This window comes from Streptomyces sp. NPDC007264 (genome assembly GCF_042869095.1).
In the GTDB taxonomy this organism is placed as follows: domain Bacteria; phylum Actinomycetota; class Actinomycetes; order Streptomycetales; family Streptomycetaceae; genus Streptomyces.
Genome location: NZ_JBIAFD010000005.1, coordinates 423,135 through 438,540 on the forward strand (window position 1 = coordinate 423,135; position 15,406 = coordinate 438,540).

A 15,406-nucleotide genomic window follows, 5' to 3' on the forward strand; every position below is an offset into this window, starting at 1 on the left:
GGGCCGTCTGAGGCCCGCCGCTGCGGCACGAGGTCCTCACCGTGCCCCGGATCCGCCCCGAGCCTCCGGCGTCCCCGGCGTTCGGGCCCCGTCACCCGCGGCACGCGCCGGTCGGGCCCGCTCCAGCGCCCGCGACAGCCGGTCCCGAGCCGTCCTGACCGTCTCGGTCAGCTCCGCGGGCTCCAGCACCTCGAACTCGAACCCCATCATCATGACGTGGATCACCATCACGTCGAGGGTCGCCGCCCCCGTGCGCAGCAGGCAACTGCCGTCGCTCTCCGCCTCCAGGGTCCCCGCCGACGGCGAGATCCGCCCGGCCGCCTCACGCAGGGGCACCAGCAGCCGCACCACGGCCCGGGCGGCGTACGCGCCCGTGGAGACGCCCTTCGACACATAGTCGGCCAGGTCGTCGGCCGGGGGTGTCCGCGGGGCGAAGCGCGGGCCGTGCGGCGGTTTCGGGGTGATCCGGTCCACGCGGAAGGTGCGCCAGTCGTCACGGTCGAGGTCCCAGGCGACCATGTACCAGCGGCGCTCGGTGCACACCAGGCGGTACGGCTCGACCGTGCGGCGGGACGGGGCACCGCCGTGGTCGCGGTACTCGAAGCGCAGCCGCTCGGCGTCCCGGCACAGATGGGCCAGTTCGGTGAGGACGGCCGGGTCGACGGCGGTGGGCTCGGGACCGCGCAGCATCGGCACGGTGAACGCGTTCAGCGCGCTCACCCGGTGGCGCAGACGGTTCGGCAGGACCTGTTCCAGCTTGGCGAGGGCGCGTACGGAGGTCTCGCCGATGCCCTCGATGCCCTGCCCGGCGGCCGTGCGCAGCCCGACCGCCACGGCGACGGCCTCGTCGTCGTCCAGAAGCAGCGGCGGCAGTTCGGCCCCGGCCCCCAGCTGGTAGCCGCCGCCGGTGCCGGGGCTCGCGTTGACGGGATACCCCAGCTCGCGCAGCCGCTCCACGTCCCGGCGCACCGTGCGGGGGCTGACGCCGAGGCGATCGGCGAGGTCGGCTCCGGACCATTCGCGGTGGGCCTGGAGCAGGGACAGCAGACGCAGCAGTCGGGCCGAGGTCTCCAGCATGGCACCGAGTCTGCCGTCCCTTGCGGACACCTGCCGTCCGCAAGCCCCGTGCGGCGCGGCCGGGAAGAGCGTCGCGGCGCGACGCACGGGGCCCTGCCGTCGCAGCGGACGGCAGGGCCCCAGGGCCTGGGTGGGGTTGTGATGCGGACGCGCGGTCAGACGTCGAGTCGCTGTCCGGGCATGATCAGGTCGGGATCGGCTCCGATCACCGCCTTGTTGCGTGCGTAGAGCTGCTGCCAGGTGGTGCCGTGCCGTTCGGCGATACCGCTGAGGGTGTCACCGCTGCGCACGGTGTAGTCGCCGCGGGACGAACCGCGCGCGGTGTGTCCCGTCGAGTGCCCCGGCGCCTTCGACGACTGCTTCGACGACCGCTTCGACGGGGCGGATCCGGATGCGGACTCGGTGGTGGCCGAACCCGAGGACGGGCGTGCGGCCGCCCGGGCCCCCGATGCGGCGGGCGCGCTTCCGTAGGCTCCGGCGCGGGCCGAGCAGACCGGCCACGCCCCCCAGCCCTGCGCGTTCCGCACCTTGGTCGCGACGGCTATCTGCGCCTGCTTGGACGCCTTGTCGGCGGTCGGGGCGTAGGCGGTGCCGCCGTACGCGCGCCAGGTGCCGGCGGCGAACTGCAGACCTCCGTAGTAGCCGTTGCCGGTGTTGATGTGCCAGTTCCCGCCGCTCTCGCACCGGGCGATGCGGTCCCACACCCCGCTGTCCGCCGCGGCGGCGTTGCCGGCCGCGGCGAGCAGCCCCAACGGCGCGAGCAGGGCCGCGCCGGCGAGGACCGCCGTCGTACGGGTCGTACGGGCCTTACGGGTGTCATCGGCACATTCGGACATGTAATTCCCTCTCCACGAACCCGGGGTCCCCCAGGGCGGGGCGCGTCGGCCCGCGCGTGGGGCGCGGTCGTCGCGCGCCGCCCCGTCCGCCGGAGGTGGTGCTGCGCGCCGGCTGTGCGGCGCGACCGGTGGACGTTCCCGGGCGGTGCTCGTTGCACACGGCGGAGGAATCTAGGCAGGTGGACCGTCCGTTTTCAACCAACTCCTTGTCATTCCAGGCCAGTTCGATGTTACCGATGGTAGCGGCGATTTCAGGCCACCCATTTCATTCGCTGATTTCCGGATTTGTCGACCAGCGCACCCGGTGATCTGTGAGCCACCTCACCAAATCAACTTCCCTCACTTCTCCGGAAGTTGGCATGGAGTGACGAATTCCGGGCGCCTGCTCACCCTGCGCGTCGGATGGTTCGATTCCGTTCGCTCGCGGGCGTGACTCCGGCCACAGATCGTCCGTTGTCTTCTCCATGAGCCGGGAACCCTCCGGGCTCATGGCCGGGAGCCACCCGGCACGCCACGTACCGCATCCCGAGGGAGCCACCCGTGCCGCGCATGCTCGACGTCAGCGACGCCGTACGCGCCGAGATCGGCGACGAAGAAGCCGACCGGCTGCTCGCCGGAGAGAACGCCCCGGGCAGTTACGACTGCACGTCCTGCCGCACCCCGGGCGACTCCGAGCAGGAGCGCACCAGCACCGTCCTGTTCGTCGGCGAGGAGACCGCCGTCCTCGCCTTCGCCCACGCCACCTGTCTGCCCTCCCAGGTCGTCCAGGTCACCGAGGAGCAGTTGCAGGGCGCCGTCCGCTCCATCACCGCCGGCGAGGACCTCCCCACGGCGGCTCACGAGCAGGCGGTGCTGGGCGTCACCAGCGGACTCGTCCTGATCGCAGGGGAGTTGCACCCGGCACTCGTCGTGGAACCCACCGCTCCCATCGCGCGCCCGGGCTCGACGAGCGTCGGCGACGACTTCCTGACGCTGCTCGTCGAGCAGGGCTTCATGCCGCTGACCGAGATCGCGTCGGTGCCGCCCGTGCTGCACGGCTGGTCCGTGCTGCTCGCCATGGGCCAGTTGCACGCCGTGCTGCAACCCGGTGCCAACGGTGGCCAGCCGGTGGCCTGGTGGCAGGCGCACCAGCCGCTCCAGGTCACCGAGGGGTGGCGGGCGGCCGCCAACAAGCACCAGCAGGTGCTGATGTTCGCGGCACCGGTGGGTTCGATCGGCCGCCAGCCGCGTGAGGACCTGCTGCGCGACGCGCTGGACAAGGCCGCGGCGAACGGGAGGCTCGTGGCCGCCGCCCTGCCGCTGGCGGGCACCTGAGCCGTCGGGCGCACCACCCGTCGAGGCGCCTGACCTGCAAAGGCGGCGTACTCGACCGCATCCTGTGGGCGGCGGGGTCGTTGGCACCTACGTGCACGCATATGACGTCCCCCGCCGCCTGTCCCCTCAGCCGATCCCCGCCGCGAGATCGGCCCAGGACCTCTCCACCGGCTCCTCGGCCACGCCGATCTACGACGCGCTCTACGCCGAGTACGTCAGGTCCTTCCGGGCGTGCCCGGGCGACCGCAGCGGGGAGGAGGACCTGGACTTCGTCGCCTTCTCCCACCCCGCCCACCGCACGGGCGCGTACGGCACACGCCACGCCGCCCCTCAGCACGCGACCGGACGGCCCGCCGCCCCGCACGGGCAGTCGTCCACGGCGACCGTCTGGGAGCGGGTGGCACGACAGGCCACGGTGCAGCACCTCCCCGCGCTGCCCCCCGCACCGCGCAGGGGGCTGTGAGCGGACCGCGGAGGGGACGGCCCCGCAGACCGCCCCTCCCGGAGGCCGCGGGGGTGCCTACTTCTTCTTGCCGCGCTTCTCGCGCACGCGCACGGAGATGTGGATCGGCGATCCCTCGAAGCCGAACTCCTCGCGCAGCCGCCGTTCGACGAACCGGCGGTAGCCCGCCTCGATGAAGCCGGACGCGAAGAGCACGAACCGGGGGGGCTTGGTGCCCGCCTGGGTGCCGAACAGGATGCGCGGCTGCTTGCCGCCGCGGACCGGGTGCGGGTGCGCGGAGACCAGCTCGCCGAGGAAGGCGTTGAGGCGGCCCGTGGGGACACGGGTCTCCCAGCCCTCCAGGGCGGTCTCGATCGCCGGTACCAGCTTCTCCATGTGCCGTCCGGTGTGCGCCGAGACGTTCACCCGCGGTGCCCAGCGCACCTGGGCGAGCTCGGTCTCGATCTCCCGCTCCAGGTAGTAGCGGCGCTCCTCGTCCAGGGTGTCCCACTTGTTGTAGGCGATGACGAGCGCGCGCCCCGCCTCCACGGCCATGGTGATGATGCGCTGGTCCTGCACCGAGATGGTCTCGGAGGCATCGATCAGCACGACGGCGATCTCGGCCTTCTCGACGGCGGCGGCGGTGCGCAGCGAGGCGTAGTAGTCCGCGCCCTGCTGGAGGTGGACCCGCTTGCGGATGCCCGCCGTGTCGACGAACTTCCAGGTCTTGCCGCCGAGTTCGATCAACTCGTCGACCGGGTCGCGGGTGGTGCCGGCGAGTTCGTCGACGACGACGCGGTCCTCGCCCGCGACCTTGTTCAGGAGCGAGGACTTGCCGACGTTCGGGCGGCCGATCAGTGCGACACGGCGCGGGCCGCCGATCGAGGTGCCGAAGGTCTGGGCGGGTGCCTCCGGCAGGGCCTCCAGGACGGCGTCCAGCATGTCGCCGGTGCCGCGCCCGTGGAGCGCCGACACCGGGTGGGGCTCACCGAGACCCAGGTTCCACAGGTACGACGCGTCGGCCTCGCCGCTCGGGCCGTCGACCTTGTTGGCACACAGCACCACGGGCTTGCCCGCCTTGCGCAGCAGCCGTACGACCGCCTCGTCGGTGTCGGTCGCGCCGACCTTGGCGTCGACCACGAAGACGACCGCGTCGGCCGCCTCGATCGCGTACTCGGCCTGCGCCGCCACCGAGGCGTCGATACCGAGGACGTCCTGCTCCCAGCCGCCGGTGTCGACGACCTTGAAGCGGCGGCCCGCCCACTCCGCCTCGTAGGTGACCCGGTCGCGGGTCACCCCGGGCTTGTCCTCGACGACCGCCTCACGGCGGCCGATGATGCGGTTCACCAGGGTCGACTTGCCGACGTTGGGGCGGCCGACGACGGCCAGCACGGGCAGCGGGCCGTGTCCGGCCGCCTCGATGGCGCCCTCGATGTCCTCGAGGTCGAAACCCTCTTCCGCGGCGAGCTCCATGAACTCCGCGTACTCGGCGTCGCCGAGTGCCCCGTGCCCGTCCTCGTACGCGGCCGAGCCGTCGGGCCTGCTGTCGTCGTTCATGAAGTCCGTACCTCGTTCATCGTGGTGATCGGTGGAGCACCGTGACCACGGTGATCCACTACTGAAGTGTCGCTCAGCGCCCGGTGAGGCGCCTGGCGTTTTCCAGGTGCGCGGTGAGCTGCTTCTGGATGCGCTCCGTCGCCTCGTCGAGCGCCGTGCGCGTTCGCCGCCCCGTGCCGTCGCCCGCCTCGAACGGCTCGCCGAAGACGACGTCTATCCGGCTGCGCAGCGGCGGCAGCCCCTTTATCAACCGCCCGCGCCGCTCGGAACTTCCCAGCACCGCCACCGGCACGATCGGCGCCCCCGAGCGGACAGCGAAGTAGGCGAGTCCGGCGCGCAGCGAGGCGAAGTCGCCCTCGCCCCGGGTGCCCTCGGGGAAGATCCCGAGGACCTGCCCGTTCTCCAGCACGCTCAGCGCCCGGGTCACGGCCTCGCGGTCGGCGCTGTGGCGGTCGACCTTCAGCTGGCCGATGCCGCGCAGGAAGGGGTCGAGCGGGCCGACGAACGCCTCCTTCTTGATCAGGAAGTGCGTCGGCCGGGGCGCCACGCCCATGACCATGGGACCGTCGATGTTGTGCGAATGGTTGACGGCGAGGATCGCCGGGCCGCTCGCCGGAACCCGCCACGCGCCCAGGACGCGCGGCCTCCACAGCCCGTACATCAGGCCGACGCCGATCCGTCGGCCGACGTCGGCGCCGCGCGGCGAAGGAACCTCGGTCACTTTCCGGCCCGCTTCTCCTCGACGAGGGTGACGACGCACTCGATGACCTGCTGCAGCGTGAGGTCGGTGGTGTCCACCTCGACGGCGTCGCCGGCCTTCGCCAGCGGGGACGCCTTGCGGGTGGAGTCGGCCGCGTCCCGCTTGATCAGGGACTCACGGGTGGCGTGCAGGTCCGCGCCCTTCAGCTCACCGTGGCGGCGGGCGGCGCGCGCCTCCGGGGACGCGGTGAGGAAGATCTTCAGGTCGGCGTCGGGCAGCACCGTCGTGCCGATGTCCCGGCCCTCGACGACGATGCCGTGCTCCGCGGCGGCGGCGATGGAGCGCTGCAGCTCGGTGATCCGGGACCGCACCTCGGGGACCGCGCTGACGGCGCTGACCTTGGAGGTGACCTCCTGTCCGCGGATCGGTCCGGAGACGTCCACGCCGTCCACGGTGATGGCGGGCGCGGAGGGGTCGGTGCCGGAGACGATCTCCGGCTTGCCCACCACGGCCGCGACCGCCGAGGGATCGGTCGTGTCGATGCCGTTGTTCACCATCCACCAGGTGATCGCCCGGTACTGGGCCCCGGTGTCCAGGTAGCTCAGCCCGAGCTGCGCGGCCACGGCCTTCGAGGTGCTCGACTTGCCCGTGCCGGAGGGGCCGTCAATGGCGACAATCACTGCCGGGGCGGTCCGGGCGCCGTTTTCCACGGGGGGACACCTTCCTGGTGCGGAGTGGTGGATGGGCGGGACGCGAGGGCGCCCCGCACAAGGTTACTGGCTCTGCGGAGCCGGTACGACGGGCGGACCGCCGGGCCCTTCGGCAGCGCGGGCGCCCGCCCTACTGGCGGATCGACCAGCCCCGCTGGCGCAGCGCCGCGCTCAGCACCGGGGCGGCCTTCTGCTCCACCATCAGCTGCACCAGGCCCGCCTGCTGCCCCGTCGCGTGCTCGATGCGGACGTCCTCGACGTTGACCCCCGCCACGCCCGCGTCCGCGAAGATGCGGGCCAGCTGACCGGGCTGGTCGTCGATGAGGACGGCCACCGTCTCGTACGCCCGCGGGGCGCTGCCGTGCTTGCCGGGCACCCGGACCTGGCCGGCGTTGCCGCGGCGCAGCACGTCCTCGATACCGTCGGCGCCGTCGCGCCGCTTGACCTCGTCGGAGGACTGGAGGGCGCGCAGGGCCCGCACCGTCTCGTCGAGGTCGGCGGCCACCTCGGACAGCAGATCGGCGACCGGCCCCGGGTTCGCGGACAGGATGTCGATCCACATGCCCGGGTCGGAGGCCGCGATGCGGGTGACGTCCCGGATGCCCTGGCCGCACAGCCGCACCGCCGCCTCCTCGGCGTGCTCCAGACGCGCGGCGACCATGCTGGACAGCAGGTGGGGCATGTGGGAGACGAGGGCGACCGCCCGGTCGTGGGCGTCGGCGTCCATGACGACCGGCACGGCCCGGCAGTGCGAGACCAGTTCCAGGGCGAGGTTCAGCACTTCGGTGTCGGTGTCCCGGGTCGGGGTCAGCACCCAGGGGCGGCCCTCGAAGAGGTCACCGGTGGCGGCCAGCGGGCCCGACTTCTCACGGCCCGCCATGGGGTGCGTGCCGATGTACCTCGACAGGACCGCCGGGTCGAGGCCGAGTGCCTCCAGCTCGCGGCGCGGGCCGCCCTTGACGCTGGCCACGTCGAGGTAGCCGCGTCCGACGCCGCGCCGCATGGCGTCGGCGAGCGCGGTGGCCACATGCGCGGGCGGAGCCGCGACGATCACGAGGTCGACGGGTCCCTCGGGCGCCTCGTCGGTGCCGGCCCCGAGCGCCGCCGCGGTACGGGCCTGCTCGGGGTCGTGGTCGGTGAGGTGCACGGCCACCCCGCGCGCGGCGAGCGCCAGGGCTGCCGACGTGCCGATCAGTCCCGTGCCGATGACGAGTGCGGTCCTCACTGGGCGATGTCCTTGCGAAGGGCGGCCGCGGCGCCGAGGTAGACGTGCGCGAGGTCGGCGCGCGGCCGGTCGGACTCGATGTGGGCGAGGACGCGGACGACCCGGGGCATCGCGCCCTCGACGTCGAGCTCCTGCGCGCAGATCAGCGGCACGTCGACGATGCCGATCTTGCGGGCCGCGGCCGCCGGGAAGTCGCTGTGCAGATCGGGCGTGGCGGTGAACCAGATGCTGATCAGGTCGTCGGTGGTCAGGCCGTTGCGCTCCAGGACGGCGGTGAGCAGGGCTCCGACCTGCTCGTCCATGTGCCCGGCCTCGTCCCGTTCCAGTTGGACGGCGCCCCGGACCGCTCGTACCGCCACGGTGATGCTCCTCGCTGGTGTGCCGAAACGTCTGCCCCCAGCGTAGTCAGGCCGGAACGCCCCGGGCCGCACCGCCCGCCTGGCGAGACGTCCGGCGCTCAAACGTCCCAGAGCGCGCCCAGGGCCCGCAGCTCGCCCCCGTACTCGATCCGGCCGGTCCACTCCCGCGGCCAGGCGTCGGCGCCGAGGCGTGCGCCCGCGAAGGCGCCCGTCAGGCAGGCGATCGAGTCGGAGTCGCCGGCGGTGCAGGCGGCCCGGCGCAGGGCGGTGAGGGGTTCGTCGGGGAAGAGCAGGAAGCACAGCAGGCCGGTCGCGAGGGCCTCCTCGGCGATCCAGCCCTCGCCGGTGGCCAGGCAGGGGTCGGTCTCCGGCGAGACGGTCCGGACGGCCGTCCGGAGGCGCTCGAGGACGTCCAGGCACTCGTCCCAGCCGCGGGCGATGAAGTGCTCCGGCGAGGGGTCATGGGCGTGGGTCCACAGATCGCCGAGCCACCGCTCGTGGTAGCGGGTGCGGTTGTCGTACGCGTAGGAGCGCAGCAGACCGACCAGGCCGGTCGGCTCGGCGCCCTGAGCGAGCAGCCGTATCGCGTGGGCGGTCAGGTCGGACGCCGCCAGCGCCGTGGGGTGGCCATGGGTGAGGGCGGCCTGCAACTGGGCGGCGCCCGCCCGCTGTTCGTCGCTGAGGCCGGGTACGAGGCCGACGGGTGCCACCCGCATGTTGGCCCCGCAGCCCTTGGAACCGGTCCGGCTGGCTCGCTGCCAGGGGCGGCCCTCGTCCTCCAGCAGGTTGCAGGCCACCAGGCAGGTCCGGCCGGGCGCGCGGTTGTTGTCCGGGGACCGGTACCAGTCGACGAACTCCTGGCGGACCGGCCGCTCCATCGGCTCCGGTGCCAGGCTGCCGCGGCCCATGGCCGTGCGCAGCCCGCGCCCGAGCGCCAGCGTCATCTGCGTGTCGTCGGTGACGATCGCGGGCCTGGGCAGCTCCATCTGCCGCCACGGTCCGCACTTGGCCAGGATCGACGGCACGTCGTTGAACTCGGTCGGGAAGCCGAGCGCGTCGCCGAGCGCGAGCCCGAGCAGGGAGCCGGTGGCGGCGCGCTCGACGAGGGCGGTGGTGGTCATGAGGGCCGTCCTTCCGTGGTGGGGCGGAGCAGGGGCGGGTGCAGGGCGGTGGCGGCGCCCGCGCGGTAGAGCGCGGCCGGCTTGCCGCGGCCTCCGGTCAGCCGGGCGGCGCCCGGGACCGGTTCGACGAATCCCGGCGTGGCGAGGACCTTGCGCCGGAAGTTGGGCCGGTCCAGCGCGGTGCCCCACACGGTCTCGTAGACCCGCTGGAGCTCGCCCAGGGTGAACTCGGGCGGACAGAACGCGGTGGCGAGGCAGCTGTACTCGAGCTTGCCGCCGACGCGGTCGTGGGCGTCGGCGAGGATCCGGTCGTGGTCGAAGGCGAGCGGCCCGGCACCGGCGTGCGGCAGCCAGCGGGCCTGCGCCGCGTCGCCGCCGCCGCGCGGCTCGGGAGGGTCGGGCAACAGCGCGGCGAAGGCGACGGAGACGACCCGCATACGGGGGTCGCGGTCGGGATCGCTGTAGGTGCGCAGCTGCTCCAGATGGAGCCCGGAGACGTCCGCGAGGCCGGTCTCCTCGGCGAGTTCGCGCCGGGCCGCGTCCTCCGCGGACTCGTGGGGCAGCAGGAAGCCGCCGGGGAGCGCCCAGCGGCCGGCGTACGGCTCCTGGCCGCGTTCGACGAGCAGCACGTGCAGCGCGCCCGCGCGGATGGTGAGGACGGCGAGGTCGACGGTGACCGCGAAGGGTTCGTGGGCGTACTTGTCGTAGTCCTTGCCGCCGTCCTTGCCACCGTGGTCCTGCATGCCCCCACCCACCCCCTTAATGGTCACATTGACTATAAATGCGGGCGAGGGACGGGCGCAAGAAGAAGGCCGGCCCCCGTCACCACGGGAACCGGCCGCTTCGGTCGGACTGGCGTGTGCCCTAGAGGTCGACCTCCTTCATCAGCATGCCGACCTCCGTGTTGGACAGGCGGCGCAGCCAGCCCGACTTCTGGTTGCCGAGGGCGATGGGCCCGAACGCGGTGCGCACCAGCTTGTCGACGGGGAAGCCTGCCTCGGCGAGCATGCGGCGCACGATGTGCTTGCGGCCCTCGTGCAGGGTCACCTCCACGAGGTAGTTCCTGCCGGTCTGCTCCACCACCCGGAAGTGGTCCGCGCGCGCGTACCCGTCCTCCAGCCGGACCCCCTCCTTCAGGCGCTTGCCCAGGTCGCGCGGGATCGGGCCGACGATGTGCGCCAGGTAGGTCTTCTTGACGCTGTACTTCGGGTGCGTCAGCCGGTGCGCCAGCTCGCCGTGGTTGGTGAGCAGGATGACGCCCTCGGTCTCGGTGTCGAGCCGGCCGACGTGGAAGAGCCGGGTCTCGCGGTTGGTGACGTAGTCGCCGAGGCACTGGCGGCCGTCCGGGTCCTCCATGGTGGAGACGACCCCGGCCGGCTTGTTGAGCGAGAAGAACTGGTACGACTGCGTGGCCACGGTCAGCCCGTCGACCCTGACCTCGTCCTTCTCCGGGTCGATGCGCTTGCCCTGCTCGGTGACGATCTCACCGTTGACCTCGACCCTGGACTGCTCGATCAGCTCCTCGCAGGCGCGCCGCGAGCCGTACCCCGCACGCGCGAGCACCTTCTGCAGCCGCTCGCCCTCCTGCTCCGCGCCCGGGAAGGTCTTGGGCAGCCTGATCTCCTTCTTGCCCGCGTACCGCTCACGGTTGAGCTCCTCCCTGCGCGTCTCGTACTCGCGGGAGCGCGCCGGAGCCGTGCGGCCGCGGCCGCGCTGCTCCGACTGCTTCGGGCCGCCCTTGGCGCCGCCGCGCGCCGAGCCGCCGCGCCCGGAGGTGGGGCCGTCCTGTGGAGCGCCCGGCCCCACGTCGTAGCGGCGCTCCTCGGGGCGGGGCCTGCGGGGGCGGCCCTGGCCCTGTTTCTGGTCCCTGTCGTTGCCGGCCCCGCGGTAGTTGCCCCGCCCGCCGTTCCTGCCGCTGCCGCTGCTTCGCATCACAGTTCCGTCGTCGTGTTCGTCGTGTGGTCGTCGTCTGCGTCCGGAGCGTCGGGAGCATCCGGGTCGAACGACAGAGCGCCCTCCTGGGTCTCGGCCTCGATCGCCTCAGCCTCCGGGAGGAAGGGCGCGAGCTCCGGAAGCTCGTCCAGGCCGCGCAGGCCCATCCGCTCCAGGAAGTAGTTCGTCGTCCTGTACAGGATCGCACCTGTTTCGGGTTCCGTGCCCGCCTCCTCGACCAGACCGCGCTGGAGGAGGGTGCGCATGACACCGTCGCAGTTGACCCCGCGGACCGCCGAGACGCGGCTGCGGCTGACCGGCTGGCGGTAGGCGACCACCGCCAGGGTCTCCAGGGCGGCCTGGGTGAGCCGGGCCTGCTGCCCGTCGAGCACGAAGCGCTCCACGGCGGGGGCGTAGGCGGCCCGGGTGTAGAAACGCCAGCCGCCGGCGACGAAGCGCAGCTCGAACCCGCGCCCCTGCACCGTGTACTCGTCGGCGAGCTCGCGCAGCGCGTCGGCGACCTGCCGCCGGGGCCGCTCGAGGATCTTCGCGAGGTGCTCCTCGGTGGCGGGCTCGTCCACGACCATCAGGACGGCCTCCAGGGCGGGCCTGAGGTCGAGGCCGGCCACGGTGCTCAGGCCGGCCGGAACCTCGGCGGTCTCCTCGCTCACGCCTTCTCCTCCGTCTTCGTGCCGTTCTTGCCGGGCGCCTCGGGCGGCCGGTCGAACTCGTCCGTGACCACCGGCGCCTCGTCCCCGTCCCCGCCGGTCCAGCGCACGACCAGCTCGCCCAGCGCGGCCTCCTGCTCCAGCGCGACGGCCTTCTCCCGGTACAGCTCCAGCAGCGCGAGGAAGCGCGCGACGACCGTGAGGGTGTCGTCGGTGTCCGCCACCAGCACGCGGAAGCTGGCCGCGCCGAGCTCCCGCAGCCGCGCCACCACGATGCCGGCCTGTTCCTGCACCGACACCAGCGGGGCGTGGATGTGGTCGACGTACACCTGCGGCTTGGGCCTGGGCTGCATCGCCTTGACCGCGAGCCGGGCGAAGCCCTCGGGGCCGATGCTGATGACGACCTCGGGCAGCAGCTCGGCGTGGTGGGGTTCCAGGCCGACGGTACGGGGGTGGCGCCGGGCCTCGTCCTCCGTGCGCCGGCTGAAGATCTCGGCGATCTGCTTGTAGGCGCGGTACTGAAGGAGCCGCGCGAACAGCAGGTCCCGGGCCTCGAGGAGCGCGAGGTCGGCCTCGTCCTCGACCTCGGCGGCGGGCAGCAGCCGGGCCGCCTTGAGATCGAGCAGGGTCGCGGCGACGACGAGGAACTCGGTGGTCTGGTCGAGGTCCCAGTCCGGGCCCATGGCGCGGATGTGCGCCATGAACTCGTCGGTCACCTTGGACAGCGCGACCTCGGTGACATCCAGCTTGTGCTTGGAGATCAGCTGGAGGAGGAGGTCGAAGGGCCCCTCGAAGTTGGCGAGCCGGACCGTGAAGACCCCGTCGCCGCCTTCCGCCTCGTCCGGGGCCGCGGGGGCGGATCCGGCGGTGGAACCCTCCCCCGAGCTCTCGGCCCCGCTCGGGCAGGGGGTACCCCCGTCGGCCTCCGGCGCGGACGCCGAGGAGGCGACGGCCTCCGTAACGGCCTCCCGCACGAGCACGGTGACGCCCCCCGGCTCGGCCTCCGCCCCGTCGGGCAGGGCCCCGTCGGGCACGGCTCTCGGTGCACGGCCCGGCGCGACGGCGACGGCCTCCGTAACGGCCTCCCGCACGAGCACGGTGACGCCCCCCGGCTCGGCCCCCGCCCCGTCGGGCACGGCTCGCGGTGCACGGCCCGGCGCGGCGGCGACGGCCGCGTCGGGCGCGGTCCCCGGTTCACCGCCCGGCCCGGCGGCCACCACCCCGTCAGGGGTCGAGGTGTCGGTGCCCTCGCGTGGCGTGTCCGGCTCGTGTCCCGGCTCGGTGGGGGTCTGGGGGCCGTCGGTCGACGGCGCGGCCGGCGTGGACGGCAGGGGTTCCGGCTGCGGCGCGTCGTCGCGGGGCATCGCCTCCGCCGGAGGCGTGGTGGCCGGCCCGGCCCCGGGGCCGCGCCCCAGCGCGCGCCGACGGCCGGCAGAGCCGGTGGCGGGAGCGGAGCCGTCGTACGAGGTCATGGCCGTCGCAGGCTACCTGCTCAACGCCCCCGAAGCCGACGGACGAGGATGCTCGCGTCCCCTCGGGACTCCAGATCCGCCAGGACCACGGCCACCGCCTCGCGCACGATCCGCCCGCGGTCGACCGCGAGCCCGTGCTCACCCCGGAGCACGAGACGCGCGTGCTCCAGGTCCATCAGCTCCTCCGCGGACACATAGACGGTGATCTTCTCGTCGTGCCGCTCCCGCCCGCTGGGCCGCCGCCCGGCCGCGCGCCCCCGCTTGCGCGGCTGGGCCCCGGAGGAGGACCCGGCAGGACCTTCCTGCGGCGCCTGGCGCCGCGCGGGACGCTCGGCGGTGGCCGCCCGTGTGCGGGACTCCCCCGCCTCCGCCTCCGCGGGATCCGCCGCGACGTGCTCGTCGCCCTCCCCGTCGCCGCCCTGCACGGGCACCGACGGTGGTGCGTCCTCCGCCGCGGCCGTCGGATCGCTCTCGCCCGCGGGGGCCGGCACCCTGGCCTCGCCGTTGGCCTGGCGCCTCGGGGTGGACGCCTGGAGCGCCATCCCCCCGGTGGTACGGAACAGTTCGTCGGCCCCCGGCAGACTCACTCGGCGTGACACCGGGCGAGCACCTCCCTGGCGAGCTGGCGGTAGGCGGCGGCACCGACGGAGTTGGAGGCGTAGGTGGTGATGGGCTCACCGGCGACGGTGGTCTCCGGGAAGCGCACGGTCCGCCCGATCACCGTGTGGTAGACGTGGTCGTCGAACGCCTCGACGACCCGCGCGAGGACCTCACGGCTGTGCACGGTCCGGGAGTCGTACATCGTGGCGAGGATGCCGTCGAGCTCCAGCTCGGGGTTGAGCCGCTCCTGCACCTTCTCGATGGTCTCGGTGAGCAGCGCGACACCGCGCAGCGCGAAGAACTCGCACTCCAGCGGCACGATCACCTTGTGCGCCGCCGTGAGGGCGTTCACGGTGAGCAGGCCGAGCGAGGGCTGGCAGTCGATGACGATGTAGTCGTAGTCCGGCATCAGCGGCTTGAGCGCCCGCTGCAGCGTCGACTCGCGCGCGACCTCCGACACCAGCTGCACCTCGGCCGCCGACAGGTCGATGTTGCTCGGCAGCAGGTCCATGTTGGGGACCGCGGTCTTCAGCAGGACCTCGTCCGCGGACATGCCCCGCTCCATGAGCAGGTTGTAGACGGTGAGGTCGAGCTCCATGGGGTTGACGCCGAGGCCCACGGACAGCGCGCCCTGCGGGTCGAAGTCGACGAGCAGCACCCGGCGCCCGTACTCCGCGAGCGCGGCGCCCAGGTTGATGGTCGACGTGGTCTTGCCGACGCCGCCCTTCTGGTTGCACATCGCGATGATCTTCGCGGGGCCGTGGTCGGTCAGCGGGCCCGGAATCGGGAAGTACGGCAGCGGACGGCCGGTGGGGCCGATGCGTTCACGGCGCTGGCGGGCCGCGTCGGGCGCGAGCGTGGCCGCGTACTCGGGATCCGGCTCGTATTCGGCGTCCGGGTCGTAGAAGTGTCCGTCGGGCAGTTCGTCGTAGTCGGCGAAGTGGTTGTGGACCTCGCCACTTCCGTTGCCGGCCATGGCGTTCACGTGTTGGCCATCCAAGCTCTGGTGTGCTGTCTGAGCCAGGTGGGGGCGCTGGCTCTGGTGGGCAGCGAAGGTACGGACAGCGACGGAGCCGACAGCCTCGAGCCCCATGGGGCCCGCGCCCCGCGTAGGCATTCCTGGTTGACCACCCCCGGGAGCAAATGTCGACTCATTCACAAGTCGTCTTACCTCCTTGGTGACCAGGAAACTTCTAGATAGGTCAGCGTGGCACCATGCCGACGGTTGGCGACTCTATGGCGTGTCGGCGGTCCGCAGCAACACAATCCGCCGGACCCGGCCCGATGTGTCGGCAATGAAACATCCCCCTGTCAAGGGTGTCCGGGCATCGTTCGCCAGGTTTCACCGGTGTGCGAAACGGTTGAAGAGTTGCGTTCGAGGCGAGTTGAACGA

Annotated in this window: 16 protein-coding genes; 2 read left to right on the forward strand and 14 right to left on the reverse strand. The window is 72.8% G+C overall.

What is annotated here, in order from left to right; genetic code table 11:
* Positions 1-36: 36 nt before the first annotated feature.
* Positions 37-1,077: a helix-turn-helix transcriptional regulator gene (locus ACFYMU_RS11280; protein WP_388371299.1), complete on the reverse strand. Its 1,041-nt coding sequence runs from the start codon at positions 1,075-1,077 to the stop codon at positions 37-39.
* Positions 1,078-1,232: 155 nt separating this feature from the next.
* A complete protein-coding gene (locus ACFYMU_RS11285; protein ID WP_388371302.1) occupies positions 1,233-1,913 on the reverse strand; it encodes a transglycosylase family protein in 681 nt (226 codons plus the stop codon).
* 540 nt (positions 1,914-2,453) lie between these two features.
* On the opposite strand from ACFYMU_RS11285, the gene ACFYMU_RS11290 reads away from it, so the two are divergent.
* Positions 2,454-3,227, forward strand: coding sequence for a hypothetical protein (locus tag ACFYMU_RS11290; RefSeq protein ID WP_388371304.1), 774 nt, complete (start codon positions 2,454-2,456; stop codon positions 3,225-3,227).
* 91 nt (positions 3,228-3,318) lie between these two features.
* The gene (locus tag ACFYMU_RS11295; RefSeq protein ID WP_388371307.1) at positions 3,319-3,690 is read left to right on the forward strand and encodes a hypothetical protein; all 372 of its coding nucleotides are present in this window, start codon (positions 3,319-3,321) and stop codon (positions 3,688-3,690) included.
* A gap of 57 nt (positions 3,691-3,747) precedes the next feature.
* On the opposite strand, the gene der is transcribed toward ACFYMU_RS11295, so the two are convergent.
* The 12 genes from der to ACFYMU_RS11355 form a co-directional block, all read right to left on the reverse strand.
* On the reverse strand, positions 3,748-5,226 hold the full coding sequence (der, locus tag ACFYMU_RS11300) for a ribosome biogenesis GTPase Der (protein WP_388371310.1): 1,479 nt from the start codon (positions 5,224-5,226) through the stop codon (positions 3,748-3,750).
* Positions 5,227-5,299: 73 nt separating this feature from the next.
* Positions 5,300-5,947, reverse strand: a complete 648-nt coding sequence (locus ACFYMU_RS11305) for a lysophospholipid acyltransferase family protein (protein WP_388371312.1) — start codon at positions 5,945-5,947, stop codon at positions 5,300-5,302.
* On the reverse strand, positions 5,944-6,636 hold the full coding sequence (cmk, locus tag ACFYMU_RS11310) for a (d)CMP kinase (RefSeq protein WP_388371314.1): 693 nt from the start codon (positions 6,634-6,636) through the stop codon (positions 5,944-5,946). The genes ACFYMU_RS11305 and cmk overlap by 4 nt, the downstream gene beginning before the upstream one ends.
* Before the next feature lie 130 nt (positions 6,637-6,766).
* Positions 6,767-7,861 (reverse strand): prephenate dehydrogenase, encoded by a 1,095-nt coding sequence (locus tag ACFYMU_RS11315; RefSeq protein ID WP_388371317.1) that lies wholly within the window; start codon positions 7,859-7,861, stop codon positions 6,767-6,769.
* Positions 7,858-8,220, reverse strand: coding sequence for a chorismate mutase (gene aroH, locus ACFYMU_RS11320; RefSeq protein WP_388371319.1), 363 nt, complete (start codon positions 8,218-8,220; stop codon positions 7,858-7,860). The genes ACFYMU_RS11315 and aroH overlap by 4 nt, the downstream gene beginning before the upstream one ends.
* 98 nt (positions 8,221-8,318) lie before the next feature.
* The gene (locus ACFYMU_RS11325) at positions 8,319-9,341 is read right to left on the reverse strand and encodes an ADP-ribosylglycohydrolase family protein (protein ID WP_388371321.1); all 1,023 of its coding nucleotides are present in this window, start codon (positions 9,339-9,341) and stop codon (positions 8,319-8,321) included.
* The gene (locus ACFYMU_RS11330; RefSeq protein WP_388371323.1) at positions 9,338-10,084 is read right to left on the reverse strand and encodes an NUDIX domain-containing protein; all 747 of its coding nucleotides are present in this window, start codon (positions 10,082-10,084) and stop codon (positions 9,338-9,340) included. Before ACFYMU_RS11330 ends, ACFYMU_RS11325 begins: the two co-directional genes overlap by 4 nt.
* 121 nt (positions 10,085-10,205) lie before the next feature.
* Positions 10,206-11,273: a pseudouridine synthase gene (locus ACFYMU_RS11335; protein ID WP_388371326.1), complete on the reverse strand. Its 1,068-nt coding sequence runs from the start codon at positions 11,271-11,273 to the stop codon at positions 10,206-10,208.
* Positions 11,273-11,944: an SMC-Scp complex subunit ScpB gene (scpB, locus tag ACFYMU_RS11340; RefSeq protein ID WP_388371328.1), complete on the reverse strand. Its 672-nt coding sequence runs from the start codon at positions 11,942-11,944 to the stop codon at positions 11,273-11,275. The genes ACFYMU_RS11335 and scpB overlap by 1 nt, the downstream gene beginning before the upstream one ends.
* A complete protein-coding gene (locus tag ACFYMU_RS11345; RefSeq protein WP_388371407.1) occupies positions 11,941-13,032 on the reverse strand; it encodes a segregation and condensation protein A in 1,092 nt (363 codons plus the stop codon). The genes scpB and ACFYMU_RS11345 overlap by 4 nt, the downstream gene beginning before the upstream one ends.
* Before the next feature lie 401 nt (positions 13,033-13,433).
* The gene (locus ACFYMU_RS11350; protein ID WP_388371331.1) at positions 13,434-14,012 is read right to left on the reverse strand and encodes a hypothetical protein; all 579 of its coding nucleotides are present in this window, start codon (positions 14,010-14,012) and stop codon (positions 13,434-13,436) included.
* Complete coding sequence (locus ACFYMU_RS11355; RefSeq protein ID WP_388371334.1) at positions 13,997-15,130, reverse strand: ParA family protein; 1,134 nt, start codon at positions 15,128-15,130, stop codon at positions 13,997-13,999. Before ACFYMU_RS11355 ends, ACFYMU_RS11350 begins: the two co-directional genes overlap by 16 nt.
* Positions 15,131-15,406 lie beyond the last annotated feature (276 nt).

What these genes read in the sequence shown, in the direction of transcription:
- ACFYMU_RS11280 (WP_388371299.1), bottom strand. Translation starts at nt 1,077, where the DNA reads ATGCTGGAGACCTCGGCCCGACTGCTGCGTCTGCTGTCCCTGCTCCAG.
- ACFYMU_RS11285 (WP_388371302.1), bottom strand. Translation starts at nt 1,913, where the DNA reads ATGTCCGAATGTGCCGATGACACCCGTAAGGCCCGTACGACCCGTACG.
- der (WP_388371310.1), bottom strand. Translation starts at nt 5,226, where the DNA reads ATGAACGACGACAGCAGGCCCGACGGCTCGGCCGCGTACGAGGACGGG.
- ACFYMU_RS11325 (WP_388371321.1), bottom strand. Translation starts at nt 9,341, where the DNA reads ATGACCACCACCGCCCTCGTCGAGCGCGCCGCCACCGGCTCCCTGCTC.
- ACFYMU_RS11330 (WP_388371323.1), bottom strand. Translation starts at nt 10,084, where the DNA reads ATGCAGGACCACGGTGGCAAGGACGGCGGCAAGGACTACGACAAGTAC.
- ACFYMU_RS11335 (WP_388371326.1), bottom strand. Translation starts at nt 11,273, where the DNA reads ATGCGAAGCAGCGGCAGCGGCAGGAACGGCGGGCGGGGCAACTACCGC.
- ACFYMU_RS11355 (WP_388371334.1), bottom strand. Translation starts at nt 15,130, where the DNA reads ATGCCTACGCGGGGCGCGGGCCCCATGGGGCTCGAGGCTGTCGGCTCC.